Here is a 25,615-nt window from a genome sequence, read left to right on the forward strand (position 1 = left end):
ACCAAGGAATTCCCATGTCTGTTTTGATTAACAAGAACACCAAGGTGATCGTGCAGGGCTTCACCGGCCAGCAGGGCACCTTCCACGCCACTCAGATGATCGAGTACGGCACCCAGGTTGTTGGCGGCGTGACCCCGGGCAAGGGTGGCACCACCCACATCGACCTGCCGGTCTTCAACACCGTTGCCGACGCCGTGCAGAGCACCGGCGCCAACGCTTCGGTCATCTACGTGCCGCCGCCGTACGCGGCCGACGCGATCCTGGAAGCCGCTGCTGCCGGCATCAAGGTCATCGTCTGCATCACCGAAGGCATCCCGGTGCTGGACATGCTGCGCGTCAAGAACGTGCTGACCCGTTCGCATCCGGACACCGTGCTGATCGGGCCGAACTGCCCGGGCGTCATCACCCCGGGTGAGTGCAAGATCGGCATCATGCCGGGCCACATCCACCAGCCGGGCAAGATCGGCATCGTGTCGCGTTCGGGCACCCTGACCTATGAAGCGGTCAAGCAGACCACCGAAGTCGGCCTGGGCCAGTCCACCTGCATCGGCATCGGTGGTGACCCGATCAACGGCCTGAACTTCGTCGACTGCCTGAAGCTGTTCAACGAAGACCCGCAGACCGAAGGCATCATCATGGTTGGCGAAATCGGCGGTGACGCCGAAGAAGCCGGCGCCGAGTACATCAAGAACCACGTGATGAAGCCGGTCGTCGGTTTCATCGCCGGTGCGTCGGCTCCGGCCGGCAAGCGCATGGGCCACGCCGGTGCGATCGCCTCGGGCGGCAAGGGCACGGCCGAAGGCAAGTTCGCCGCCATGGAAGCTGCTGGCGTCGTCACCGTCCGTTCGCCGGGCGACCTGGGCGCCGCCATCGCCAAGCTGGTGAAATAAGAACGACTGCCTCTGGCAGCCGATTCTGTAGAGCCGAGCCCACGCTCGGCTTGCTTTGGAAAAGCCGCCCTCGGGCGGCTTTTCTGCGTCTGGCGGCCGCCTGGTCGGCCCATCCACGCATGGTGGGGATCTACTGAGCCAGGGCTGTCCACGCAGTGAACGCCCCCGGCGCGCGCACGACGCGGCGCTACAATGGGCGCATTGCAACCACAGGCTGGATTCCCATGGCTTCGATCCGCATCGCGATGGCGCAGTTCGATTTCCCGGTCGGCGATGTCGCCGGCAACACCGAGCGCATCATCGAGATGATCGGCCAGGCGCGCGACGAGTACGGCGCCGAGCTGGTGATGTTCCCCGAGCTGGCGGTGAGCGGTTACCCGCCGGAGGACCTGCTGCTGCGCCCGGGCTTCCTGTACGAGTGCGAGCAGGCGATGACCCGCATCGCTGCCGCCTGCCGTGGCATCACCGCCGTGGTTGGCTGGCCACAGGCGGCCGGCGCGGTGGTCTACAACGCTGCCAGCGTGCTGCGCGATGGCCTGGTCGAGCAGACCTACCGCAAGCGCGAGCTGCCCAATTACGCGGTGTTCGACGAGCGCCGCTACTTCGATGTCGATCCGGATGGCGGCAGTTGCGTGTTCGAGGTCAACGGTATTCCGGTCGGCCTGCTGATCTGCGAGGACCTGTGGTTCGCCGAGCCGTTGGCCGACACCGTGCGCGCCGGCGCGCAGCTGGTGATGGTGCCGAATGCGTCGCCGTACGAGCGGGGCAAGCATGCCCAGCGCGATGCGGTGCTGGCCGCGCGCACCCGTGAGAGCGGGGCGGCGATCGCCTACCTCAATGTGGTCGGTGGCCAGGACGCGCTGGTGTTCGATGGCGCCTCGGTGGTGGCCGATGGCGACGGTACCGTGCACCCGGCCGCCGCCGCCTTCGTCGACCAGTGGCTGGTGGTGGAGTACGACGGTGAAACCCGCCGCTTCATGCCGCACGTGTGGATGGACGATGGCGACGAGAGCATGGACGCGCTGGCCTGGCGTGCCGTGACCCGTGGCATCCAGGACTACTGCCGCAAGAACGGCTTCAGGAAGGTGTGGCTGGGCCTGTCCGGTGGCATCGATTCGGCGCTGGTGCTGGCCATGGCCGTGGACGCGATGGGCGCCGAGAACGTCACCGCCGTGCGGTTGCCGTCGCGCTATACCGCAGGCCTTTCCAACGACCTGGCGGCCGAGCAGTGCCAGGCACTGGGCGTGAAGCTGGAGGCGGTGTCGATCGAGCCGGCGTTCAAGGGCCTGATGGAATCGCTGGCGCCGATGTTCGAGGGCACCACGCCGGACGTGACCGAAGAGAATCTGCAGTCGCGCAGCCGTGGCGTGATCCTGATGGCGCTGGCCAACAAGTTCGGCGGCCTGCTGCTGACCACCGGCAACAAGAGCGAGTACGCGGTCGGTTACGCCACCATCTACGGCGACATGTGCGGTGGCTATGCGCCGTTGAAGGACCTCTACAAGACCGAGGTGTTCGGGCTGTCCAAGTGGCGCAACACCGTGGGCGGCGCACCGGTGATCCCGCCAGCGGTGATCAGCCGCCCGCCGTCGGCCGAACTGCGCGAGAACCAGCTGGACCAGGATTCGCTGCCGGCCTATGACGTGCTGGATGGCATCCTGTACCGCTACATCGATCAGGAGCAGTCGCGCACGGAGATCGTGGCGGCCGGTTACGACGCGACCGTGGTCGACCGCGTGCTTCGCCTGGTGCGCATCAGCGAGTGGAAGCGGCATCAGGCCGCGCCCGGGCCGAAGGTCTCGCGCCGGGCGTTCGGCCGTGAGCGTCGTTACCCGATCAGCAACGGCTACAAGGGCTGAGGCCCGGTCCAGCAGACGACAGGGAGTGGCGGCCGATGGCCGGCAACCCGTTGGCCCTCTCCGGTGGGTGCGGACCCTGGTCCGCACGATGGTCGAAGATCATCCACGCATGGCGTGGATCTACCGGGCTTCGCCGAGCAGCTGTTCGAGGCCGGCGGTTTCCGCAGCGTCGCTGAAGTGGCCGCCCTCAAGCCGTGCACGCACAAATGCCAGGCCATCCGCCGCCGCCGCATCCAGCGTGCCGCGGTGGTCGACCGGGTAGCGTCGGAACGCGACCGGCTCGCCTCGCAGGGCCAGGCCTGCGGCGTACAGCAGCGTGGTCAGATAGGGCACATCGCGGTCCGCGCTGCCATGGCCCAGCATCAGTGGTTGGCTGAAGCCGCGGCGCGGTACGCCGAGATAGTCGTACAGCACCGCCCAGATGCCCGGCACGCTGGTCAGCGGTGCAGTGAACATGCTGCCGGTATCCGCACCGTCCAGGGTGGCGGCCAGTTCGCCCAGGCACTGCTCACGTGCCACTGCCACGCGGGCGCGGCCGGTGTCGCTGAGGACGCGGTCGATCTGCGGCGCGACCTGCAGCAGGCCATCGAGCAGATACGCGTGATACGCGTTGACTGCACCTGGATTGGCGGTGCGGTTGTCCGGTTTCATCACCAGCGCGGTCAACTCCACTGCCGTGGGCGTACCGGTGGTGAAGCTGCCGCGGTAGTGCAACGCCGGCCCTCCATAGGTGGGGGCGATGTGGCCTGCGGTGAGCGCGGCGGCGCCACCCTGCGAATGGCCGACCGAGACCCAGCGCGGCGACAGCGCTGCGTTGCCCAGGTACTGGCGGCTGGCTTTGACGAGGTCGATGGCGTTGCGCGCGGCAGTGCGCACATGCAGATAGGCATGGTCACCTGGACTGCCGAGGCCCTGGTAGTCCGCGGCGACCACCGCATAGCCCTGTGCCAGGAACTGATCGAGGAAGCGCCCGTCGCGTTGGGGTTGGTAGGGGCCGGACACCGAGGGCGCACAGCGATCTGCGATGCCCTGGGTGCCATGTGCCCAGGACACCACCGGCCAGCCGCCTGCAGGCGCCGCGCCGGCGGGCAGATACAGCAGGCCGGTGCCTTCGGCCAGCTGGCCGCGATGATCCGGGGTGCGGTAGTGCAGCTTGTAGGCCTGCGCGGCCTTGGACGGCACCCATGACGCGCGATAGGGGGCAGCAGACAGCAGGTCGCCCGGTGCAACCGGTGCGGCGGCCAGGGGGCCCGGGGACAGCGCCAGCAGGGCAGTGGCGAGGAGGCAGGCGCGGGGGCGGAAATGGCGTGGCGGTGGGGTCATGAGGCGCTCCTTCACGGCCGGGATGGCCGTTGCGCCGCAGTGTGGAGGGGCTCGCCCGCGCCGATTGGGACCGGCGTCGCATCCGCCGGGGATTCGTAGAATTCCTAGTGTCGTGGTCCATGGGCGCACGAACCCTCCACGCATGGCGTGGATAACCGACAAAGAAAAGGCCCCTTGCGGGGCCTTTTTCTTATTTCTTTTCCAGTCGCGCGTTGCGCTGGCCGGTGCTTGCGGACTTCTCGCCAGCGAACGGGTTCAGCTTGCGGATCATCCACGGGTACTTCGGCCACTTGCCTTCCAGCCACGGGTGGTCCGGCTGGTTCAGCTGCAGGACGCGGCGGGCGTCGTCGGCCAGGGTCTTGTTGCCCAGGTGGGTGTAGGAATCGGCCAGGACGGCGACGGCGTCGTACTGGAACGCGCTCTGCGGGTAGGTTTCCAGCAGGTAGTTGGCGCGGCCGGCGGCCGAGACCCAGGCGCCGCGGCGCATGTAGTACAGGGCGTTGTCCAGCTCGTGCTGGGCGAACACGTCACGCAGCTCCAGCATGCGCTGGCGCGCATCGGCGGCGTACCGGCTGTTCGGGTAGCGGTCCACCACGATGTTGAAGTCCGAATACGCCTGGTGCGGCGTGGACAGATCGCGCCGGCTGGCATCCAGCGACCATACGCGACGAAGGAAAACCGTACTGCGATTGGAGTTGGCCAGGCCGCGCAGGTAGTACAGGTACGCGATGTTGCGATGGGTCGGGTAGGTACGGATGAAGCGGTCGATGCTGGACACCGCGTCATCGTGCTTGCCGGCCTTGTACTGGGCGTAGGCGGTCTCGATCATCGCCTGCTCGGTGTACGGGCCGTACGGATACTGGGCCACCAGGCGGCGGAAGCTGGCTTCGGCGCCGCTCCAGTTGCCACCCTGCATCAGCTTGTGGCTCTTCTCGTACAACTGTTCGACCGGCGTCCCTTCATCGGGGCGATCGCCCTTCTTGGCACCACGGTGGCAGCCGGTGGCGGCGATGACCAGCACCAGCAGCAGGGCGGTGAGGCGGACGGGCGCGGAGAGCATGGCGGAGCGTCGGATCATGGGGTCGAGGCGGGACGCGGCTGGAATACGAAGGGTCGATGATAGCCTAGTGTCCTGTCCAGCGACTGAAACCGGCCGCCGGGACCCCAAAATTTCAAAGAATGCCCCCCTGCCATGTCTGAACAACCCTCTGAATCGGCCCGCCAGGCCATCGTCCCCGACACCGCTGCCGGCCGCCGTTTCGACGCCGTCGTGGCCGAACTGTTCCCCGAATACTCGCGGTCGCGCCTGACCGAGTGGATCAAAGCCGGTGAGGTCCTGCTGGACGGCGCCCAGGTGCGTCCGCGCGATCCGCTGCGCGGCGGCGAGGTGGTGACCCTCAACGTGGTGCTGGAAACGCAGACCGACGCCCAGCCGGAGGACATCCCGCTGGACGTGCTGTTCGAGGACGAGCACCTGCTGGTGATCAACAAGCCGGTGGGCCTGGTGGTTCACCCGGGCGCCGGCAACCACAGCGGCACCCTGGTCAATGCCCTGCTGTTCCGCGACCCGTCGGTGGCGGTACTGCCGCGCGCGGGCATCGTGCACCGCCTGGACAAGGACACCAGCGGCGTGATGGTGGTGGCCAAGACTCTGGAAGCGCAGACCGCGCTGGTCGAGCAGTTGGCCGCACGCGACGTGCACCGCCAGTACCTGGCCATCGTGATGGGCGCGCTGGTGGCCGGCGGTACCGCTGATGCCCCGATCGACCGCCACCCGCGCGACCGCCTGAAGATGGCCGTGCGCGAGGACGGCAAGGAAGCGATCACCCATTACCGCCTGCGCGAGCGCTTCCGTGCGCACACCGCACTGGAGTGCCGCCTGGAAACCGGCCGTACCCATCAGATCCGCGTGCATATGGCGCACGTGCGCCATCCGATCATCGGCGACCCGCTGTACGGCGGTGCATTGAAGCTGCCCAAGGGCGCCAGCGACGAGCTGGTGGCCGCGCTGCGCGGCTTCAAGCGCCAGGCCCTGCACGCCGAGACGCTGGAGTTCACGCACCCGATCACCGGTGAGCCGGTGCGCAACACCGCGCCGGTGCCGGACGACATGCTGCACCTGATGAAGGTGCTGCGCGAAGACAGCCAAGCCTTCGCCGCGCGCGAGCGGGACCGCTGGTGATGGCTGCCGCGCTGCCCTTGCTGCAGGCGGACTGGCCGGCGCCTCCGGGCATCCATGCGCTGACCACGCGCCGGCACGGTGCGGGCATTTCGCCGGCGCCGTTCGCGCAGTTCAACCTGGGCAACCGGCACGCGGCCGATGGTGATACCCCCGCCAATGTGGAGCACAACCGCCAGCTGCTGCAGCAGGGGTTGGCGCTGCCGTCGGCCCCGCACTGGCTGCGCCAGGTGCACAGCAGCACCGTGCTGCGCTTCAGCGCGCCGCCGGTGCCCGGCGCCAGCGAACCGGTGGCCGATGCCGCGGTGACCTCGGTGCCGGGCGTGGTGCTGGCGATCCTGACCGCCGACTGCCTGCCGGTGGTGTTCGCCGCCGCCGATGGAAGTGAGGTGGGCGCGGCCCACGCAGGCTGGCGTGGCCTGGCCGACGGCATGCTGGAGGCCACGGTGGCCGCCATGCAGACGCCGCCGGCGCAGCTGCGGGCCTGGCTGGGCCCGGCCGCCGGACCGGCCGACTACGAGATCGGCGAGGAGGTCTACCACGCCTTCGTCGGCCATGATCCGGCCGCCGAAGCGGCGTTCGTGGCGACGCGCTCCGGTCACTGGAAGGTGGACCTGTTCGCGCTGGCCCGCCAGCGCCTGCAGGCGGCGGGCATGGACCCGGCGCAGGTGCATGGCGGCACGGTGTCGACCATGGCCGATCCGGACCTGTATTCGCACCGGCGCGATCGTCGCACCGGACGCATGGCGACCCTGGCCTGGATCGCGCCCTGACTTCGCCGCTATTCGCGCGCGTGCTGGGGCCGGCCTTCGCCACCCTGGCCGCGCCGGTGCAGGCGCTGCATGCCGCGCCGTTGCCGTGCCGCTACGTGGGGCAGGCGCGCATCGTGAGGGGGTGGCACTGGCTGGTGCCGCTGCTGGCTGCGTTGGCACGGTTGCCAAAGGACGGAGACGCGCTGCCGACCGAAGTGGCGTTCAGGGCACACGGGCAGGGCGAGCAGTGGGCGCGGCGTTTTGGGCGCTGGCCGATGGTGTCGCGGCTGTGGGCGCATGAGGGATACCTGCGCGAGCAGTTGGGCGCGGTGCGCTTCGAATTTGATCTGCAGGCCCGCGAAGGTGGCATCGACTGGTCTGTGCGGCGGGTCTGGGCCTTCGGGCTGCTCCCGCTGCCGAGGCGCTGGTTTGGTGGCGTGCGTTGCCGCGAAGCCTGGCAGGGTGAGCGTTACACTTTCCTGGTCGATGTGACGCTGCCCTGGGTGGGAGCTCTGATCCGCTATGAAGGCTGGCTCGAACCGCAGTGAGGCCGCCGCCGAGGCTGGCAGCGCGGTGATCGTATTCGATGGCGTATGCGCGCTGTGCAACCGCTGGGTGCGCTTCCTGCTGCGCTTCGACCGCAGGGGGCGCTATCGCTTTGCGGCGATGCAGGGCGCACAGGGCAGCGCGATGCTGCGCGCGCACGGGCTGGACCCGCAGGACCCGATGTCGTTCCTGCTGCTGGACGCGCAGGGCGCCTGGACCGATACCGATGCGATCCTGCGCGTGCTGGCGGGGCTGGGCGGCGCCTGGCGTTTGAGCGGCGTGCTGCGGGCAGTGCCGCGCGGCTGGCGTGATGCCGCGTATCGCGCGCTGGCACGCAACCGTTACCGCTGGTTCGGGCGGCATGACGCCTGTTACCTGCCCGCACCGGAGCAGGCCGCGCGGTTCCTGGATTGAAGAAAAAAGGGGACGGAGGGGATCAAGTCGTTTGTGCACAAACGACTTGATCCCCTCCGTCCCCTTTTTCCCTCAGCCTTCCAGCGCGTCGAGGTAGCTGCGGCGCCAGTGGTTGATGTCGTAGGTGCGCAGATGTTCCATCATCGCATGCCAGCGCTCCTTGCGCCTGCTCAGCGACATCGTCGCTGCCGTGGCGATGGCGTCGGCCACGCCGTCCAGATCATGTGGGTTCACCAGCAGTGCCTGCTTCAGTTCGTCGGCAGCGCCAGCCAGCAGAGACAGCACCAGCACGCCGGGATCCTCCGGGTCCTGCGAGGCCACGTACTCCTTGGCTACCAGGTTCATGCCATCGCGCAGCGGCGTGACCAGGCCGACCGCCGCCGCCCGGTAGAAGCCGGTGAGCGTGGCATGGGTGAAGTTCTGGTTGACGTAGCGCAGGGGTGTCCAGTCCGGCTCGGCGTGGCCACCGTTGATGTGGCCGGCGATCTGTTCCAGCTGGCTGCGTAGCTGCCGGTACTCGGTGACGTCGCCGCGCGAGACCGGCGCGATCTGCAGGTAGGTCAGCGAGCCGCGCTGGTCGGGGTGGCGCTCAAGATAGCGCTCGAAGCCGAGGAAGCGCTCGGGCAGGCCCTTGGAGTAGTCCAGGCGATCTACGCCGATCGCCAGCTGGCGGTCACGCAGGCTGTTGCGCAGATTCTTCACCGCGGCCTTGGTGGCGGCGGTGCCGGCCTGGCGTGCGATCAGCTCGGTGTCGATGCCGATCGGGAAAGCCGCCGCACGGAAGCGGCGCCCGCCCGGTGCTTCCAGCTCGCCGTTGTCGAGTACGCGGCCACCGCCGAACAGGCGCAGGTAGGTCTGGAAACGATCGGCGTCGCGCTGGGTCTGGAAGCCGACCAGATCGTAGGCGTACAGCGCGGAGAACAGTCGCAGGTGGTCGGGCATCGCCTGCAGCAGGTCGGCCGACGGCATCGGGATGTGCAGGAAAAAGCCGATGCGGCAGCCGATGCCGCGCTCGCGCAGCAGTGCGCCGAGCGGGATCAGGTGGTAGTCGTGGATCCAGACGATGTCATCCTCTCGCAGCAATGGCGCGAGCTTGTCGGCGAACAGCGCATTGACCTTGTGGTAGGTCTCGCGGGTGCCGCGGTCGTAGTCGACCAGGTCCAGCCGGAAGTGCAGCAGTGGCCACAGCGTGCGGTTGGCGAAACCATTGTAGTAGCCATCGACTTCGCGCTTGCTCAGGTCCATGGTGACGTAGTCGATGTCACCGTCCTTCTGCCGGTGCAGCGTGCCGCTGCCTTCCTTTACGGTCTTGCCGCTCCAGCCGAACCACAGGCCGCCGCGCTCCTTCAGGGCGGCCAGCAGGCCGACCGCCAAGCCGCCTGCGCGGTTCTCGCCGGGCACGGCCACACGATTTGATACCACGACCAGACGACTCACGATGCCTCCTGCCAGGACCGCGACAGGCGCATCGCGGCGGTGATCAGGCCGACGTGCGAATAGGTCTGCGGGAAATTGCCCCAAGCCTCGCCACTGTCGAAGGCCAGATCCTCCGACAGCAGGCCCAGATGGTTTCGCTGCTTCAGCAGCAGCTCGAACATCTCGCGTGCTTCGTCCATGCGCCCGATCGCCGCCAGCGCATCGATGTACCAGAAGGTGCAGATGGTGAAGCTGGTTTCCGGCTCGCCGAAGTCATCCGGCGCGACATAGCGGTACAGCGAATTGCCATGCTTGAGGTCGCGGCCGATCGCATCGACGGTGGCAATGAAGCGCGCATCCAGCGCGTCGATGAAGCCGATATCGGCCAGCAGCAGCAGCGAGGCATCCAGCCGATGGCCACCGAAGGTATCGGTGAAGTGGCCCAGCTCCTCGCTCCAGGATTCGGCCATGATGCGCGCGTGGATGGTGTCGGCGCGCTCGCGCCAGTAGCGTGCGCGGTCATCGCGCTTCAGGCGCACGGCGATCTTGCACAGGCGGTCGCACGCCGCCCAGCACATCGCGCTGGTGTAGGTGTGCACTTCGGTGCGGCCGCGGAACTCCCACAGGCCCGCATCGGGTACGTCGTGCAGGGCGAACGCCTGTTCGCCCAAGGGTTCCAGGCGGGCGAAGGTGTGCGCATCACCCGGGTCCTGCAAGCGCCGGTCGAAGAACAGCTGCGTGGACGCCAGCACCACGCTGCCGTACACATCGTGCTGGCGCTGCACCCAGGCCAGATTGCCGCGTCGCACCGGGCCCATGCCACGGTAGCCGGACAGGCTGGGTACTTCGTCCTCGTCCAGCTTGGCTTCGAAGCCGATGCCATACAGCGGCTGCAGCGTGCCGTCGGTGGTGGCCAGGTTGAAGATGTAGCCGAGGAACTGCTCCATCGTGCGTGTTGCGCCGAGGCGGTTCAGTGCGCGCACCACGAACGCGGCATCACGCAGCCAGCAGTAACGGTAGTCCCAGTTGCGCACGCTGCCGGGGGCTTCTGGAATGGAGGTGGTCATTGCCGCGATGATCGCGCCGCTGTCCTCGTACTGGCACAGCTTCAGGGTGATCGCACTGCGGATCACCGCGTCCTGCCATTCCAGCGGAATGGACAGGTAACGCACCCATTCGCGCCAGTAGTCGCGGGTGCGTTGGAAGGCTTCCTGCACATAGCCACTGATCGAGCGGTTGAGCGATTCATCCACGCCCAGGATCAGGTGGATGGGATGGTTGAGTACGAACGGCAGACCGTCGCGCACGAAGCGCACCGGTACATCGGTGGTCAGCCGCAGCACATGCTCGGGCAGGATCCAGCGCACATGGTTGCTGCCCCAGGTGGACTCCGGCACGAGCGCGCCCCAGTCCGCCAGTGGTCGCGCATGCACGGTGATGCGCGGACTGCCGGCCAGCGGACGCACCTGGCGGATCAGGCTGACCGGGCGGTAGAAACGGTCGTTCTGGCGCCAGCGCGGGGCGAAATCGAGGATTTCCAGTTCGCCACCGTGCGCGTCGCGCAGGACGGTGCGCAGGATCGCGGTGTTGGTCAGGTATTCCTGCTCGCTGCTCGCGAAGTCCTCCAGCTCGATGGCGAAGTCGCCACCGGTCTGCTGGTTGGGACCGAGCAGGGCACAGAAGGTGGGGTCGCCGTCGAAGGTGGGCAGGCAGCTCCAGACAACGCGGGCACGTTTGTCGACCAGGGCGCCGAAGCTGCCGTTGCCGACCACGCCCAGATCAAGATCGGGTTGGGTCATCACGCGGTACATCTCGGTTGCGGCCGTGGGGTGGCCGGGTCAATAGGCATTCTCACGCAGCCAGGCGTGCACGCTGCGTATGTCGGGCAGCGCGAACACCGCCTTGCTCGGTTCCCGCTCGCCCACCAGCACGCTCCAGCCATGCTGGACGTTGGCGGCGTCGAAGCCGAATTCATCGGTGAGGTCGTCACCGAGGAACACCGGCAGGCGGCCGCGGAAGGGCAGGTACTGCATCATCCTGCGCACGGCACGGCCCTTGTCGGTGCCGACAGGCACGAACTCGACCACATGGTCGCCAGGTTGCAGGCGGTAGCTGGCACGGCCGCGCACGTGGCGGTCGGCGAAGGCGCGGACATCGCTGGCGGCATGCGGCGCGCCGCGCCAGTGCAGGGCCAGGCCGACGCCCTTGTCTTCCACCAGTACGCCGGGATGGCCGTGGGCGAAGCGCATCGCCTGCTGGTGCAGTGCGTGCAGCCACTCGGCGGTGTCGTCATCGTGTTCGTCACGCAGCACACGACCATCCTGGCCACGCAGTTCATGGCCGTGCAGGCCAGCGGCAGGCAGTTGCAGGGGAGCGAACAGTTGATCCAGCTGTTCAAGCGGGCGACCACTGACCAGTGCCACGGCACCTTCCAGGCGGTCGCTGATGCGGCCGATGGCTTCACGCACATCCGGCAGCAGCTGCACGGCATCCGGGCGCGCAGCGAATTCGATCAGGGTGCCGTCGACATCGAGGAACAACGCGCAGGCGTCGTCCAGCAATGGCGGTGGCGGACGCAGGGGGAGCGGTTCAGCCATGACGCCCAGCTTGCCAGCGTGGGCGTGTACGTGGGGTCGAGGGCAGGCTACGGCCTTGCTTCGGTGGGTGCCGACCGTGGGTCGGCACAAAGGGTCAGCCTGCATTGAACCCAGACAGTGCGGACCAACGGTCCGCACCCACCCAAGGCAATTACACCCAGAGCAATCAGAAGGTATAGCGAACGCGGCCGTAGTAGTAGGCGCCGTTGCTGCCGATCGGCGACAGCACGTCGTACGGCAGGTTGCCGAAGTAGTGGATATCGCTGTTGGATCGATCCGGGTAGTTGTCGGTCAGGTTCTGCCCGCCGATGGCCACGCTCCACTGCGGGGTGATGCGGTACTCGACCTCGGCATCCAGCTGCCACTCGGCCTGGTAGGTCTGGCGCGGGATGTAGCCGTCACCGAAGTTGAACACGCGGGTGGCGCTGCCGTAGCGGTTCACGCGGCTGCTCAGCGACCAGTGGTCGTTGCTCCAGGCTGCCGAGAAACTACCGCGCGTGCGCGGCGTGGCGTCGGTGAGCGTGTTGGTTTCTTCGATGCCGAACAGCACGTAGTCCGGGTTCAGCGCACGCAGCTGTGCCGGCGTGGCCAGCACGTTCTTCAGCGTGGTCTTGGTATACGCATAGGTGCCGGTCAGCAGCAGCTGGCCATCGCCCAGCGACTGGCGCCAGTTGGTCACCAGCTCGGCGCCACGGGTGCGGGTGTCGGCGGCGTTGACGAAGAAGCTGGCGCTCTGCAGGCCACTGACGCCGTAATTGGCCGCCACATAGTCGGTCAGCGCATCACCGGTGATGCTCTCCGACAGCGCGATGCGATCGTCGATGTCGATCTGGAAGAAGTCCAGCGACAGGTCGAAGTGCTCGCCGATGCGGCTGGTGAAGCCCAGCGAGGTGTTGATCGACTTCTCCGGCTTCAGGTTCTGCGCACCCAGGCCACGCGCGATCGGATTGTTGACCGACAGCAAACGGCCCTGCACCAGCTGGCCGCCAGCGTTGTAGCCGGTGGAGGTGGACTCGTAGCCGATCTGTGCCAGCGACGGCGCACGGAAGTTGTTGGAGATGGCGCCACGCAACGCGAACGCCGGGGTGAATTCGTAGCGCAGGCCGAGCTTGCCGGTCAGTTCACCGCCGAAATCGTCGTTGTGCTCGTAGCGCGCGGCCAGATCGGTGGAGAACTTTTCGCCGAACTGGCTGGACAGGCTGGCATAGGCGCTGGCCACATCACGCGACAGGGTGGCTGCATCCTGTGGGGTCAGGCCGCCACCGGCCTGCGAACCGGTCGGGCGGTCGGTGAACGGGCCGGCCGCGTAGCTGGCCGGGTCACCGGGGCGGGTCTGGTAGCGCTCGTGGCGCGCTTCCACACCCAGGCCCAGGGTGTGGCTGATGCTCTCGCTCTGGGCGAACACGCGGCTCAGGTCGAGGTTGCCCACGGTCTGTGCGTACTCGTAATCGGCGGTCTTGAAACGGGTCGGGCTGGTCGGGCCCAGCGAGGCGTTGAGCGAGTCGCGCAGGCGGTAGGTGAAGTCGTTCTGCCCGTAATCCAGGCTGCCGTCGTAGCTCCATTCGCCCCACTGCCCACGCACGCCGGCCACGGCCTGCACGTCGCGGTTCTCGCCTTCGGAGATCGGCCGGTAACCGTTCGGATAGATCTCCTTCCAGTTGGCATCGCCATCGGGGTAGCGGAAGTAGTTCGCGCCTTCGGTATCCCGCTGGTTGAAGGTACCGAACGCGTAGAACGTCGAGGTCTGGCCCACCGGGATCTCGGTGTTCAGCCACAGGTTGATGTCCTTGCTCTTGCCATCGCCCAGCACATAGTTGCGCTTGCCCTGCAGCGCCAGGTTGCCCGGGGTCTGGTCCCACGGCGGAATCTGGTCGAAGCCAGCGCGGTTGGTGCCGTTGCGGTGCTTGTATTCCAGGCCGACGCGCAGGAAGCCACCGTCTTCGCCCAGCGAGGTGCCGACCTTGGCGCTGATGTTGCCGGTCTGGCCGTCGGTGAGAGTGCGGCCGATCGGCTTGAGGTCGGTGTGGTTGGCGCCGTAGCTGGCCTCGATCTCCCCGCCGTCACCGCCGTTGTCGAGGATCACGTTGATCACGCCTGCCACAGCGTCCGATCCGTACAGCGCGCCGGCGCCGTCGCGCAGCACTTCGATGCGCTTGATCGCACTGACCGGAATCGAGTTGAAGTCGACCGGGGTGGTGCCCTTGCCGATCTTGCTGTCGGTGTTGACCAGCGCGGTGTGGTGGCGGCGCTTGCCGTTCACCAGCACCAGCACCTGGTCCGGCGACAGGCCACGCAGCTGTGCCGCGCGCACGTGGTCGGCGCCACCGGAGTTGGACTGGCGCGGGAAGTTGAACGACGGGAGCAGCGCCTGCAGCGCACTGCCCAGCTCGCCGTTGACCACGCCGGCCTTGCGGATGTCCTCGGCGGTGAGCACGTCCACCGGCGAGGTGGATTCGAGCACGGTGCGGTCGGCGGCACGGGTGCCGGTGACGATCACCGTGTCCAGGTTGGTGGCGTCCTGGGCCAGGGCCGGGACGGCGGCGGAGGAAAGCGAGAGGGCGATGGCGAGGCCGAGCGGCGACGCGGGCAGGCGGGCGGACATGGGGGCTCCAGCAACAACGACGACGGGGAAGGGGGAGACAGTTTCACTTACATCCATCCGGATGAAGCGATATATTATCTTCGCGTGATGGCCGGTGCCGATGCAAGCCCCTGCCAGTCCGGCATGAGCTGATGCCCTGCTGGCATCAGCACGCCGGGCCGGTGGCGCTGTACGCTGCCGGCTCGCCTTGTCCCCCTTCCCCGGAGCTGTACCGATGAAACACCTTGGCCTCGTCTTCGCCGTGCTGCTGGCCACCAGCGGCTGCGCCAGCCTCTCTTCGCAGGCGCCCAGCGCCTATGCCACGGCCACCACCGCCGAACTGAAGGGCGATGCAGCACGCCCGTCCGCCGGCCATGGCTGGGTGCGCAGTGAGCTGTACTTCGGCGTGGGCGAGGAGCAGGGTGCCGGCAACCGCCCGCAGGCCGACACCATCAGCGAGGCGCAGTGGCGCACGTTCCTGGACAAGGAAGTGACCCCGCGCTTCCCGGATGGCCTGACCGTGTTCGATGCCTACGGCCAGTGGCTGTTCCGCGGTGATGCCGCGCCCAACCGCCTGCGCACGAAGGTGCTGGTGGTGCTGCACGAGGACACCCCGCAGCGCCGCGCCGATATCGAAGCGATCCGCCTGGCGTGGAAGCAGCAGACCAAGCATCAATCGGTGCTGTGGTCGCGGCAGCCGGTCGAGGTATCGTTCTGAGTTGAAGGCACCACCGCGGTGCCGCAGGGAGCGATGATGAAACACAGGGAATGCGTGCTGGGCCTGGTGCTGGCGGGATTGCTGGCACCGTCGGCGCAGGCCAGTGGCGACGACGTCGAAACACTGCGGTTCCAGGTGGCCGCGCACGTGAAGGCGCACGCCGATCCCCAGCAGGATGGCAGCATCGCCGTGCAGCTGTCGCCGTCGGGAAAGCGCCAGACGCTGGCGGGCGCGGCCGATGCCGACGGCAATTCGCGCTGGGGTCTGGAGGACGTCGACTTCGATGGCTACCCGGAACTGGTCGCACGCGCCTCGGTGGGCATGGTCAATGAAGCGGTGACGGTGTACCGCTTCGATCCGGCCAGTGCTTCGTATCGCGTGCTGCAGGCCGACACCCACGGCAAGGACAGTTGCGGTGACCTGATGGGGCTGAGCGTGGACGTTGCCACCCGCACCCTCACCAGCAGTTGCCGCAGCGGCCCGATGTGGTACGCCGACCAGTACCGGTTCGCGGGTGCGAAGCTCTACCTGTACCGCGCCGAGAGCGTGTTGATGCTGGGCGATACGTTGAACGCCGCGCTGCAGTGGGAACAAACCGAAGAACAGGGCCCTCTGGCGGTCTGGCGCACCTATGACCCCGCCGGCGGTGTGCTGGAGAGCGCCATTGCCGATGGCCTGGGTGCACCACCGGATGGGCCGTTGCGTGGTCAGCAGGCCACCGTGGTACCTGCGCGCCTGTTCCTGTTCGACCGGCCCGGTGCGTCCAGTACCAAGCGTTACCTCGTGCAGGGCGACCGCGTGGAAATGCTGGATGAACAGGCCGGCTGGGTGAAGCTGCGCTACCGCAACCCGAAGCAGGGCGCGGTGCTGGGCTGGATCAACGTCAATGATTGACGAGACCTCTGCCCGCAGTTTGCACATCGAGGCGACGGGCGACGTGCCCACGGGGGCATCACTTCATCAGGTCTAGCCTCGGGCGTTCCCCCGTTCGAGGATGTATCCGATGAGCAAGCGCGTGGCCGAAATCGTGGTGGACGCCCTGCAGCAGGCCGGTGTCCGCCGTTGCTACGGCATCGTGGGCGATACGCTCAATCATGTGACCGATGCGATGCATGGCAGCGAGATCGCCTGGGTGCACGTGCGCCATGAAGAAGTGGCAGCGTTCGCTGCAGGCGCCGATTCGCTGGTGAGCGGCGAACTGACCGCCTGCGCCGGCTCCTGCGGACCCGGCAGTCTGCACTTCATCAACGGCGTGTTCGAGAGCAACCGAAACCGTGCGCCGATGGTGCTGATCGCCAGCCAGGTGGTGACCAGCGAGCTGGGCATGGAATTCCCGCAGGAAGTGGACTTCAAGGCGGTGTACGCCAGTTGTTCGGTGTTCTGCGAACAGGTGCACAGCGCCGAACAGGCACGCCGCGTGGTCACGTTGGCCTGCCAGGCGGCGATCAGCCGCCGCGGCGTGGCGGTGGTGATCCTCCCGGCCGATATCAGCCAGGCCGAGGTCAAGCACGATGTGCCGTTCTCGGTGCACTACACCCAGCCGGTATTGCGTCCTTCCGACGCCGAACTGCAGCGTATCGCCGAGCTGCTGGGGCAGGGCAAGCGCATCGGCATCTACGCGGGTGCCGGTTGCCAGGGCGCGCACGCGCAGTTGCTGGAACTGGCCCGACGCCTGCAGGCGCCGATCGCGCACACCTCGCGCGCCAAGGACTTCGTCGAGCCGGACAACCCGTACAACATGGGCATGACCGGCATCTTCGGCATCGAGTCCGGCTTCCACACATTGATGGCGTGCGACACGCTGCTGCTGCTCGGCGCCGACTTCGCCTGGGGCCAGTTCTACCCGGACAAGGCCACGATCATCCAGGTCGACCGCGATGGCAGTCATCTGGGTCGCCGCCACCCGGTGAACCTGGGCGTGGTCGGTGATATCGCGCCGACGCTGGATGCCTTGCTGCCGATGCTGCCGCCGCGCGAGGACAGCAGTTTCCTGGACGAGTGCATCGAGCGTCGCGACAAGGCGCTGAAGAAGCGCGAACAGGAAGAACAGCCGGGTGAAGGCGAGCTGATCCACCCGCAGCACCTGACCGCGTTGTTGTCGAAGTATGCGACCGACGATGCGCTGTTCACCGCCGACGGCGGCTCGCCGATGGTCTGGGTGCTGCGGCATATCCGGGTGAATGGCCGCCGCCGCACGCTGACCAGCCTGCTGCACGGCACGATGGCCAACGCGATGCCGCAGGCGCTGGGCCTGCAGAAGGCGTTCCCGGGCCGCCAGGTGATATCGCTGTCCGGCGACGGAGGCCTGGCAATGCTGCTGGGCGACCTGCTGACGGCAGTGCAGGAAAACCTGCCGATCAAAGTGGTGGTGTTCAACAATGGCTCGCTGAACTTCGTCGAGCTGGAACAGAAGGTGGAAGGCCTGCTGGACAACTACACCGACCTGAAGAACCCGGACTTCGGTCGCCTGGCCGAGGTGATCGGCTTCCACGGCCGCACCGTGACCCGCAGCGAGGATCTGGAGGAAGCGGTGCAGGACTTCCTGTCGCAACGTGGCCCGGCATTGCTGGACGTGCATACCAGCCGCGCCGAACTGGTGATGCCGCCACAGATCGAAGCCAAGCAGGTGGCCGGTACCGCGCTGTATGCCGCCAAGGCGGTGTTGAACGGCCGCTTCGACGACGTGAAGCATCTGCTGGTGGACAACTTCCTGAAGAAGTAGGGGTTAGTCGATGCAGGGCTGCGCCCTGCACCCGCTACGAGCCAGAGCCAGAGCAGAAGCGGGTTTCCTGAGGGATGGCGGGGTGGGTCCGGTTGCGGGGGACGCTGCAAGTACGTCCATGTAAGCTCGATCGCGCCATCCATGGCGCTCACGCCCCCGCAACCGGACCTACCCCGCCTTCGACAGTTTCCTGCGATCTGTCGGTAGATCCACGCCATGCGTGGATAACCTGGAAATGATCGAATTGTTCGTGTAGAGCCGAGCCATGCTCGGCTCAGAGCGAAGCGACCCGCTTTTGCTTTTGATCTTTTGATTCCTTTCCGTGGCTGGCACGCGCAGGGAGTTGTCAGGGGCCGGTCGGGATGGGCTGCGCAGGACCGTTGGCGCCATGGATGGCGCCATCGAGCCCCCAGGGACGGGTTTACGGCGTGTCCTGCGCAGCCCATCCCGACCGGCCCACTCCGATAAAGCTGCTTTTGGCGACCCACCCCCAGCCACGAGGGGCCCCGCCGTTGGCTGGAACCCATCATTCCACCTCGGAATTGGCGCGCCGGCCCCGCTGGGCCTACCATCGGCGGTCCCCACCCCCACCGCCCCTTCCATGTCCGCTCCCGCTTCCGCCGCACCGCGTCGCTGGTTCGTCTCCGGCGACTTCAACGGCTTCTTCGGCCTGGTCGTCGACAACCTCTCCATCCTCGGCTTCATCGCCATGGCCCTGGTCGGGATCTTCCAGTTCCCCGCCGACGTGGTGTTCGGCCGCATGTTCCCCGGCACCGCCTTCGGCGTGCTGGTCGGCAACCTGCTGTACACCCTGATGGCGCGCCGGCTGGCCGCACGTACCGGCCGCGACGATGTCACCGCCATGCCGCTGGGCCTGGATGCGCCGACCAGCATCGGCATGGCGCTGCTGGTGCTCGGCCCGGCCTTCCTCGCCTTCAAGCAGCAGGGCATGGACCCGCACGCGGCGGGCATCGCCACCTGGCAGCTGGGCATGGCCGCGCTGGTCATCATGGGCGTGCTCAAGTTCGTGCTGTCGTTCTTTGGCGAAGCGGTCACCCGCGCGCTGCCACGTGCGGCGCTGCTGGGTTCCATTGCCGGCATCGCGCTGGTGCTGATGGGCCTGCTGCCACTGCTGGAAACGCTGCGCTCGCCGCTGGTCGGCTTCACCACGCTGGGCCTGCTGCTGTATGTGCTGATCGCCAAGGGCAAGCTGCCGGTGCGTGGCCCCGGCGTGCTGCTGGCCTTCGTGTTCGGCACCGTGCTGTATTACGGCCTGGGCGTGGCCGGACTGGGTGCACCGGGCTTCCATGTGCCGGAATGGGTGCCACCGCAGGTGGTGCTGCCGCTGCCGACGCTGGGCTTCCTTGAAGGCCTGCCCACGGCGATGACCTACCTGCCGTTGCTGCTGCCGTTCGGCCTGCTGATGGTGGTCGGTGGCATCAACGTCTCCGAGAGCGCACGTGCGGCCGGCGATGACTATCGCACCCGTGACATCCTGCTGGTGGAAGCGGTGGCGACGCTGGTGGCCGGTGTCTGCGGCGGCGTTGCGCAGACCACGCCGTACATCGGCCAGCCGGCCTACAAGCACATGGGCGCACGCAGCGGCTATACGCTGCTGACCGGCCTGTTCGTCGGCATAGGCGGCATGCTCGGCATCATTTCCGGGCTGGTGCAGTGGCTGCCACTGGCGGTGCTGGCACCGATCATCGTGTACGTGGCCATCGACATCACCACGCAGGCCTTCCAGGCGACGCCACGTCACCACACCGGTGCGATGGTGTTCGGTTTCCTGCCGTCGGTGGCCTACCTGCTGGCGATCAAGGCACCCGGCTGGATCGCCCCGGACCAGCTGCCACAGCTGCTGACTAAGCTCGACGGCCACGGCCTGCCCGAGCTGGCGGTGATCTTCACCCTTGGCAATGGCTTCATCATCACCTCGATGCTGTGGATCTCGGCGGTGGCGGCGATGGTCGATGGCCGCCTGCGCCGCGCCTGCGGTTTCCTGCTGGTGGCGGCGGTGCTGACCCTGTTCGGCCTGATCCACTCGGTGGACCCGCGCGGTGGCATCTACCTGCCGTGGGATCTGGAAGGCCTGGCGCGCATCATCAGCTGGCAGTTCGCAGGCGCGTATGTGGCACTGGCGGTACTGCTGGGGTTGCTGTCGTTGCAGAAGCAGCCGGTGAAGCCGCTGGGTGAAGGCACCGATCATTGACCGGGGGACGCCGGGCATGGCCCGGCGCTACCGTTCGGCGTCCAGCTCCGGGTAATGGCGGAAAATGCCATTCGTGTTGAACGCCAGCCGCCGTTCCGAGCCCAGGTAGGCGGCGATGTTCGGCCGCTTCGCCACCCGCTCCTGCAGCGCACGCAGCAGGGGCAGGGTCGGCGCCAGTGCCTGCATGCGGCGCGGGAACATGTAGTCCAGCCCGCTCAGCAGCTGGAACAGCGACAGATCCACATAGGAATGCTCGCGCAATGCATGTCGGCCTCCGTTGGCGGCCAGCACCTGTTCGAAGTAACCAAGGAACTTCGGCAACCGTTCGCCGCGCAGCGACGTGGCCCGGGCCTTAGCTTCGATCTTCTGCTCTTCGTAGTACTTCGATGCGGCGATCGGATGGTGGGTGTCATGTACCTCTGCCACCAGGTCGGCGATGGTCAGCTGCAACTGCAGTGCCTGCATCCGCCGCGAGGCCGCTTGCGGCACCAGGTCCAACGTCGGGCCGAGAAAATCCAGGATGGCCGCGACCTGCGCGATGACCTGTCGCCCGGCCTTCAGGAACGGCGGTGCGAAGGGCTGCGCACCTTCGCTGCCACCGTCGAGGAACGGCTGCATCACTGCATCGCCGTGCACCCGCGCCATGTCGATGTAATCGGCGCCGGCATCTTCCAGCGCCAGGCGCACGAACTCGCCACGGCCCTGGATGCCGGTCCAGTAATACAGCGCGTACTGCATGGCAGTGCCTCCACAGGACAAGACCCGCAGCGTCGCGCGTGGCGTGCAAAGCAGGCGTGAGCGCGGCTCTGCTGCAGGCCCGAACCCGAACGGCAGCGGAACAGGTGGGGAACCCGCTGGAATCGGTGGGGTCACACCCTCTCCATGCGTGTGAAACGAGGTGCTGCATCATGCAGAGTGGAAAGGCGGTATGGCCCTGGGTGTTGGGTGTGGTGGTGATCGGTGGCGCGGGCGGTTGGTTGTTCCGCGATCAGCTGAAGAGCCTGGCAGACGGTGTCTCGGTGCCGGTGCAATCAACCCCCTCCAGTACCAGTGCACCGCCACAACCACAGGCGGCCGCAGAACCCGCGCCAGCGCCACCGCCGATCAAGCATCCGCTGGATACCGAGGTCGCAGCCGATCCGGCGCTGCCGAAGCTGGCTGACAGCGATGCCGCTGCCTGGGGCGCACTGAGCCAGCTGTTCCAGGGCGAGGGCCCGCTGACCCTGTTGCTGCGCGATCACCTGATCCAGCGCCTGGTCACCCTGGTCGACAACCTGGACAAGCCCAGCGTGCCGCCCACTGCGCTGGCCGCACGGCCGCTGCCGGGCAGTCTGCAGGTCGAGCCCGCTGAGGGCGGCGAGCGGATCGCTGCCAGCAACGGGGCACGCTATGCGCCCTATGTGCAGGCATTCACCGCGCTGGACCCGGCGGCGACGGCTGCCGCCTACAAGCGCTTCTATCCGCTGATCCAGCAGGCCTATGTGGACCTGGGCCGACCCGACGGATATTTCAACGACCGCCTGGTCGCGGTGATCGATCACCTGCTGGAGACCCCGGAACTGGCCCAGGCGCCGCTGGTGCAGCGCGATGAGCGCGGCCGTTACCGCTTCGTCGATCCCACCCTGCAGTCGCGATCGATCGGCCAGAAGGCGCTGCTGCGCATGGATCCAGCGCAGGCACGGGCGGTCAAGCAGCAGCTGCGGGCGATCCGCACCGCGATCACCCGCTGAACCCGTCCACCGCGCGGAACTGATCCGGATCAACGCGCCGACCACACCCACTCCGGCATGCTGGCCGCAGGCTGACTGGCCTCGGGGTGCAGTCGCAGTCACCCTTGAAACGGGGTGGGGCAACCGCATCTTTCCAGCATCGCCGGCGCGGGCCGGCCCTGATGACCGATGAGGATTCGCAATGCGGATGGACAAGCTCACCTCGCGTTTCCAGCAGGCGCTGGCAGACGCACAGTCGCTGGCCGTGGGCCGTGACAACAGCATCATTGAACCGGTTCACCTGTTCAGCGCGCTGCTGGACCAGCAGGGCGGCAGCACGCGCCCGTTGCTGGCCCAGGCCGGGGTGAACGTGCCGGTGCTGCGCGAGCGCCTGACCGAGGCGCTGGATGCGCTGCCCAAGGTGTCCGGCCAGGCCGGCAACGTTTCGATGGGTAATGACCTCGGCCGCCTGCTCAATCACACTGACAAGCTGGCTCAGCAGAATGGCGATGCCTTCATTGCCAGCGAGTGGTTCGTGCTGGCCGCGCTGGAAGACAACGGCACGCTGGGCATGGCGCTGCGCGCCGCCGGTGCCGACAAGACCCGCCTGCAGGCTGCCATCGACAAGCTTCGCGGCGGCGAGAACGTGCAGTCGGAAAATGCCGAGGAACAGCGGCAGGCGCTGGAGAAGTACACCATCGACCTGACCGCGCGTGCCGAGAGCGGCAAGCTCGATCCGGTGATCGGCCGTGACGAGGAGATCCGTCGCACCATCCAGGTGCTGCAGCGCCGGACCAAGAACAATCCTGTGCTGATCGGCGAACCCGGCGTGGGCAAGACCGCGATCGTGGAAGGGCTGGCCCAGCGCATCATCAATGACGAAGTGCCCGAAGGCCTGCGCGGCAAGCGTGTGCTGTCGCTGGACATGGGCGCGCTGATCGCCGGCGCCAAGTTCCGCGGTGAATTCGAGGAGCGCCTGAAGGGCGTGCTCAACGACCTGGCCAAGAACGAAGGCCAGATCATCCTGTTCATCGACGAGCTGCACACCATGGTCGGCGCCGGCAAGGCTGATGGCGCGATGGATGCCGGCAACATGCTGAAGCCGGCGCTGGCACGCGGCGAGCTGCACTGCATCGGTGCGACCACGCTGGACGAATACCGCAAGTACATCGAGAAGGACGCTGCGCTGGAGCGCCGCTTCCAGAAGGTGTTCGTCGGCGAACCCACGGTGGAGGACACCATCGCGATCCTGCGCGGGCTGAAGGAAAAGTACGCCGTGCACCACGGCGTGGAAATCACCGACCCGGCCATCGTGGCTGCCGCCACGCTGTCCAACCGCTACATCACCGACCGCCAGCTGCCGGACAAGGCCATCGACCTGATGGACGAAGCCGCCTCACGCCTGCGCATGGAGATCGACTCCAAGCCGGAGGAACTGGACCGCCTGGAGCGCCGGGTGATCCAGCTGAAGATCCAGCGCGAGATGCTGAAAAAGGAAAAGGACGAGGCCTCGCGGCAGCGCCTGGCCGACCTGGAAAACGACATCGACGGGCTGGAGCGCGAGTTCTCCGATCTCAATGAAATCTGGAAGTCGGAGAAGGCCGCGCTGCAGGGCGCCACCAAGATCAAGGAACAGGTCGAGCAGGCCAAGCTGGAGCTGGAAGCTGCGCAGCGCCGCCAGGATTTCGCCAAGATGAGCGAAATCCAGTACGGCCTGTTGCCCCAGCTGGAAAAGCAGCTGGCCGCCGCGCAGGAAGCCGAGCACAAGGACTTCAAGCTGGTACAGGACCGCGTCACCGACGAGGAGATCGCCGAGGTCGTGTCGCGCTGGACCGGCATTCCGGTCAACAAGATGCTCGAAGGCGAGCGCGACAAGCTGCTGCGCATGGAAGAGGTGCTGCACAACCGCGTGGTCGGCCAGGAGGAAGCAATCAAGGTCGTCTCCGATGCCGTGCGCCGTTCGCGTGCGGGCCTGTCTGATCCGAATCGTCCGGCCGGCTCGTTCCTGTTCCTTGGCCCAACCGGTGTCGGCAAGACCGAGCTGTGCAAGTCGCTGGCCGAGTTCCTGTTCGACAGCGCCGACGCGATGATCCGCATCGACATGAGCGAGTTCATGGAGAAGCACAGCGTCGCACGCCTGATCGGTGCACCTCCGGGCTACGTCGGCTACGAGGAAGGCGGCTATCTGACCGAAGCCGTGCGTCGCCGCCCGTATTCGCTGATCCTGCTCGACGAAGTGGAGAAGGCACATCCGGATGTGTTCAACATCCTGCTGCAGGTGCTGGACGATGGCCGCCTGACCGATGGCCAGGGCCGCACCGTGGACTTCCGCAACACCGTCATCGTGATGACTTCGAACCTGGGCTCGCACCAGATCCAGGACATGAGCACCGACGACAGCCCGGAGGCCTACACGCAGATGAAGGCGGCGGTGATGGGCGTGGTGCAGGCACACTTCCGCCCGGAATTCATCAACCGCCTGGACGACATCGTGGTGTTCCACCCGCTGGACAAGCAGCAGATCAAGCAGATCGCGCGTATCCAGATGCGTGGGCTGGAGAAGCGCCTGGCCGAGCGTGGCTTGAAGCTGATGGTGTCCGACGCAGCGTTCGACCTGCTCGGCAACGTTGGCTTCGATCCGGTGTATGGCGCGCGTCCGTTGAAGCGTGCAATCCAGGCACAGCTGGAAAATCCGCTGGCGCAGAAGATCCTCTCCGGTGCCTTCGTCAACGGCGACACCATCGAAGTCGGCAACGACGGCGGTCACCTGGTGTTCGCCAGGGCGTGAATCATGCGGGGCGCTGCCTGATCGCAGCGCCCCGTTTCCTGCGAAGTACGCCGGGCCATGCCCGGCGCTCACTCAGAAGCGGTGCGTATAACCGCTCATCAAGCCGAACTGGTTCGCCTTCTGCACGATCGGGCTGTCGGCGGCATCGCCAAGCAGGCGCGTGCCTTCGGCCGAGATGTACCAGTTGCCGTTGCGGCCCACGCGGTGGCTCCACTTCAGGCCGAGACCGGCGCTGACCAGGCCGGCCTTCGGCTTGTGCTGGGCAAAGCCGGTGCGCGCCGCCTGTTCCGGACTGACGCCGTACCAGGTCTGCATGTAACCGCGGTTGCCGTAGTCGGTGGAAACACTGCCGCTGACCACCCCACCGGCCAGGTCGAACAGCGGCAGGGTCAGGTTCAAGTGCACCTGCTGGGTGGCTAGGCCGTTCTCGGCCTTGTCCTCATCCTTGCGGGTGAACTGCCAGGAACCGCTCAGCACGGCTTCGCCCAGCGTATAACCAGCCGAGACGCCGACCAGGGGACGGGTATCGATATCGCCCATGCCGCGCAGGAAGTCCGAACCGCCAAGCAGGGAGTCCTTTTCCTTGCGGATGCCGCTGGCGCCGACGTAGGCACGCACGCGCGTGTGCTCGCCGATGGACGTGCCCCAGCCGATGCCGCTGGTGCCCAGAAACCAGCCCCCTGGCGAGGTGACATCGAAGGACAGCGAAGGCGTTGCACGATACTCCTCGCTGCCACTGTAGCGAGGTGCCACGCCACCGCCGGCAGCGACCTCGAAGGTCCAGTGGTCATCCTTGGCGTGGGCGATCGGTGCGGCGAACAGCGGCAACAGGGCCAGGCAGAGCAGGGCAGGGGAACGGCGAAGCTGGGACATGGAAACTCTCGACAATGGGAGGAAGGCAGCGCGCGC

General features: G+C 67.0%; 20 protein-coding genes. 12 read left to right on the forward strand and 8 right to left on the reverse strand.

Annotation, left to right across the window (positions count from 1 at the left end; all coding sequences use genetic code 11):
* The first annotated feature begins 14 nt into the window (after nucleotides 1-14).
* Entirely contained in the window at nucleotides 15-890 is an 876-nt protein-coding gene (gene sucD, locus AC5P8D_RS15105) for a succinate--CoA ligase subunit alpha (protein ID WP_495203455.1), read from the forward strand.
* A gap of 224 nt (nucleotides 891-1,114) precedes the next feature.
* Nucleotides 1,115-2,749 carry an NAD+ synthase gene (locus AC5P8D_RS15110; RefSeq protein WP_495203456.1) on the forward strand — a complete coding sequence of 545 codons (1,635 nt, stop codon included), beginning with the start codon at nucleotides 1,115-1,117 and terminating at the stop codon, nucleotides 2,747-2,749.
* Between the two features lie 120 nt (nucleotides 2,750-2,869).
* Here AC5P8D_RS15110 and AC5P8D_RS15115 read toward each other — a convergent pair whose 3' ends face one another.
* Both AC5P8D_RS15115 and AC5P8D_RS15120 read right to left on the reverse strand, forming a co-directional pair.
* Complete coding sequence (locus tag AC5P8D_RS15115) at nucleotides 2,870-4,072, reverse strand: lipase family protein (RefSeq protein WP_019660165.1); 1,203 nt, start codon at nucleotides 4,070-4,072, stop codon at nucleotides 2,870-2,872.
* Nucleotides 4,073-4,262: 190 nt separating this feature from the next.
* A complete protein-coding gene (locus tag AC5P8D_RS15120; RefSeq protein ID WP_029379759.1) occupies nucleotides 4,263-5,150 on the reverse strand; it encodes an outer membrane protein assembly factor BamD in 888 nt (295 codons plus the stop codon).
* A 114-nt stretch (nucleotides 5,151-5,264) separates the two neighbouring features.
* Here AC5P8D_RS15120 and rluD point away from each other — a divergent pair, with 114 nt between their 5' ends.
* Genes rluD through AC5P8D_RS15140 form a run of 4 tightly spaced genes read left to right on the forward strand, consistent with a single transcriptional unit; the run spans nucleotide 5,265 to nucleotide 7,963 of the window.
* A complete protein-coding gene (gene rluD, locus AC5P8D_RS15125) occupies nucleotides 5,265-6,254 on the forward strand; it encodes a 23S rRNA pseudouridine(1911/1915/1917) synthase RluD (RefSeq protein WP_495203457.1) in 990 nt (329 codons plus the stop codon).
* Complete coding sequence (gene pgeF, locus AC5P8D_RS15130) at nucleotides 6,254-7,024, forward strand: peptidoglycan editing factor PgeF (RefSeq protein WP_049437282.1); 771 nt, start codon at nucleotides 6,254-6,256, stop codon at nucleotides 7,022-7,024. Before rluD ends, pgeF begins: the two co-directional genes overlap by 1 nt.
* Before the next feature lie 20 nt (nucleotides 7,025-7,044).
* Complete coding sequence (locus tag AC5P8D_RS15135) at nucleotides 7,045-7,551, forward strand: DUF4166 domain-containing protein (RefSeq protein ID WP_019338720.1); 507 nt, start codon at nucleotides 7,045-7,047, stop codon at nucleotides 7,549-7,551.
* Nucleotides 7,526-7,963, forward strand: a complete 438-nt coding sequence (locus AC5P8D_RS15140) for a thiol-disulfide oxidoreductase DCC family protein (RefSeq protein WP_010481531.1) — start codon at nucleotides 7,526-7,528, stop codon at nucleotides 7,961-7,963. Before AC5P8D_RS15135 ends, AC5P8D_RS15140 begins: the two co-directional genes overlap by 26 nt.
* Nucleotides 7,964-8,035: 72 nt before the next feature.
* On the opposite strand, the gene otsA is transcribed toward AC5P8D_RS15140, so the two are convergent.
* From otsA to AC5P8D_RS15160, 4 genes are all read right to left on the reverse strand, one after another.
* Nucleotides 8,036-9,400 (reverse strand): alpha,alpha-trehalose-phosphate synthase (UDP-forming), encoded by a 1,365-nt coding sequence (gene otsA / locus AC5P8D_RS15145; protein ID WP_049413347.1) that lies wholly within the window; start codon nucleotides 9,398-9,400, stop codon nucleotides 8,036-8,038.
* Nucleotides 9,397-11,178 (reverse strand): glycoside hydrolase family 15 protein, encoded by a 1,782-nt coding sequence (locus AC5P8D_RS15150; protein ID WP_392421810.1) that lies wholly within the window; start codon nucleotides 11,176-11,178, stop codon nucleotides 9,397-9,399. The genes otsA and AC5P8D_RS15150 overlap by 4 nt, the downstream gene beginning before the upstream one ends.
* A 39-nt stretch (nucleotides 11,179-11,217) precedes the next feature.
* Nucleotides 11,218-11,976: a trehalose-phosphatase gene (gene otsB, locus AC5P8D_RS15155; RefSeq protein ID WP_010481547.1), complete on the reverse strand. Its 759-nt coding sequence runs from the start codon at nucleotides 11,974-11,976 to the stop codon at nucleotides 11,218-11,220.
* Nucleotides 11,977-12,142: 166 nt separating this feature from the next.
* Nucleotides 12,143-14,578 carry a TonB-dependent receptor plug domain-containing protein gene (locus tag AC5P8D_RS15160; protein ID WP_414614951.1) on the reverse strand — a complete coding sequence of 812 codons (2,436 nt, stop codon included), beginning with the start codon at nucleotides 14,576-14,578 and terminating at the stop codon, nucleotides 12,143-12,145.
* Nucleotides 14,579-14,792: 214 nt separating this feature from the next.
* On the opposite strand from AC5P8D_RS15160, the gene AC5P8D_RS15165 reads away from it, so the two are divergent.
* The 4 genes from AC5P8D_RS15165 (at nucleotide 14,793) to AC5P8D_RS15180 (ending at nucleotide 20,209) form a co-directional block, all read left to right on the forward strand.
* Nucleotides 14,793-15,275, forward strand: a complete 483-nt coding sequence (locus AC5P8D_RS15165) for a DUF3574 domain-containing protein (protein WP_010481551.1) — start codon at nucleotides 14,793-14,795, stop codon at nucleotides 15,273-15,275.
* A gap of 36 nt (nucleotides 15,276-15,311) precedes the next feature.
* Nucleotides 15,312-16,169 carry an XAC2610-related protein gene (locus AC5P8D_RS15170; RefSeq protein ID WP_414614952.1) on the forward strand — a complete coding sequence of 286 codons (858 nt, stop codon included), beginning with the start codon at nucleotides 15,312-15,314 and terminating at the stop codon, nucleotides 16,167-16,169.
* Between the two features lie 109 nt (nucleotides 16,170-16,278).
* Nucleotides 16,279-17,997, forward strand: a complete 1,719-nt coding sequence (locus tag AC5P8D_RS15175; RefSeq protein WP_010481554.1) for a thiamine pyrophosphate-dependent enzyme — start codon at nucleotides 16,279-16,281, stop codon at nucleotides 17,995-17,997.
* A gap of 601 nt (nucleotides 17,998-18,598) precedes the next feature.
* Entirely contained in the window at nucleotides 18,599-20,209 is a 1,611-nt protein-coding gene (locus AC5P8D_RS15180) for a SulP family inorganic anion transporter (RefSeq protein WP_010481556.1), read from the forward strand.
* Between the two features lie 27 nt (nucleotides 20,210-20,236).
* On the opposite strand, the gene AC5P8D_RS15185 is transcribed toward AC5P8D_RS15180, so the two are convergent.
* Entirely contained in the window at nucleotides 20,237-20,947 is a 711-nt protein-coding gene (locus tag AC5P8D_RS15185; protein WP_019338712.1) for a glutathione S-transferase, read from the reverse strand.
* A 170-nt stretch (nucleotides 20,948-21,117) separates the two neighbouring features.
* Between AC5P8D_RS15185 and AC5P8D_RS15190 the strand changes: the two genes are divergently transcribed.
* On the forward strand, nucleotides 21,118-21,939 hold the full coding sequence (locus AC5P8D_RS15190; protein ID WP_049454658.1) for a DUF3014 domain-containing protein: 822 nt from the start codon (nucleotides 21,118-21,120) through the stop codon (nucleotides 21,937-21,939).
* Between the two features lie 181 nt (nucleotides 21,940-22,120).
* Entirely contained in the window at nucleotides 22,121-24,706 is a 2,586-nt protein-coding gene (gene clpB / locus AC5P8D_RS15195; protein ID WP_010481560.1) for an ATP-dependent chaperone ClpB, read from the forward strand.
* A 72-nt stretch (nucleotides 24,707-24,778) separates the two neighbouring features.
* On the opposite strand, the gene AC5P8D_RS15200 is transcribed toward clpB, so the two are convergent.
* On the reverse strand, nucleotides 24,779-25,579 hold the full coding sequence (locus AC5P8D_RS15200; RefSeq protein ID WP_043400505.1) for a MipA/OmpV family protein: 801 nt from the start codon (nucleotides 25,577-25,579) through the stop codon (nucleotides 24,779-24,781).
* Between the last annotated feature and the right edge of the window lie 36 nt (nucleotides 25,580-25,615).

This window comes from Stenotrophomonas sp. YJH_SMC_101-4 (assembly GCF_059370395.1).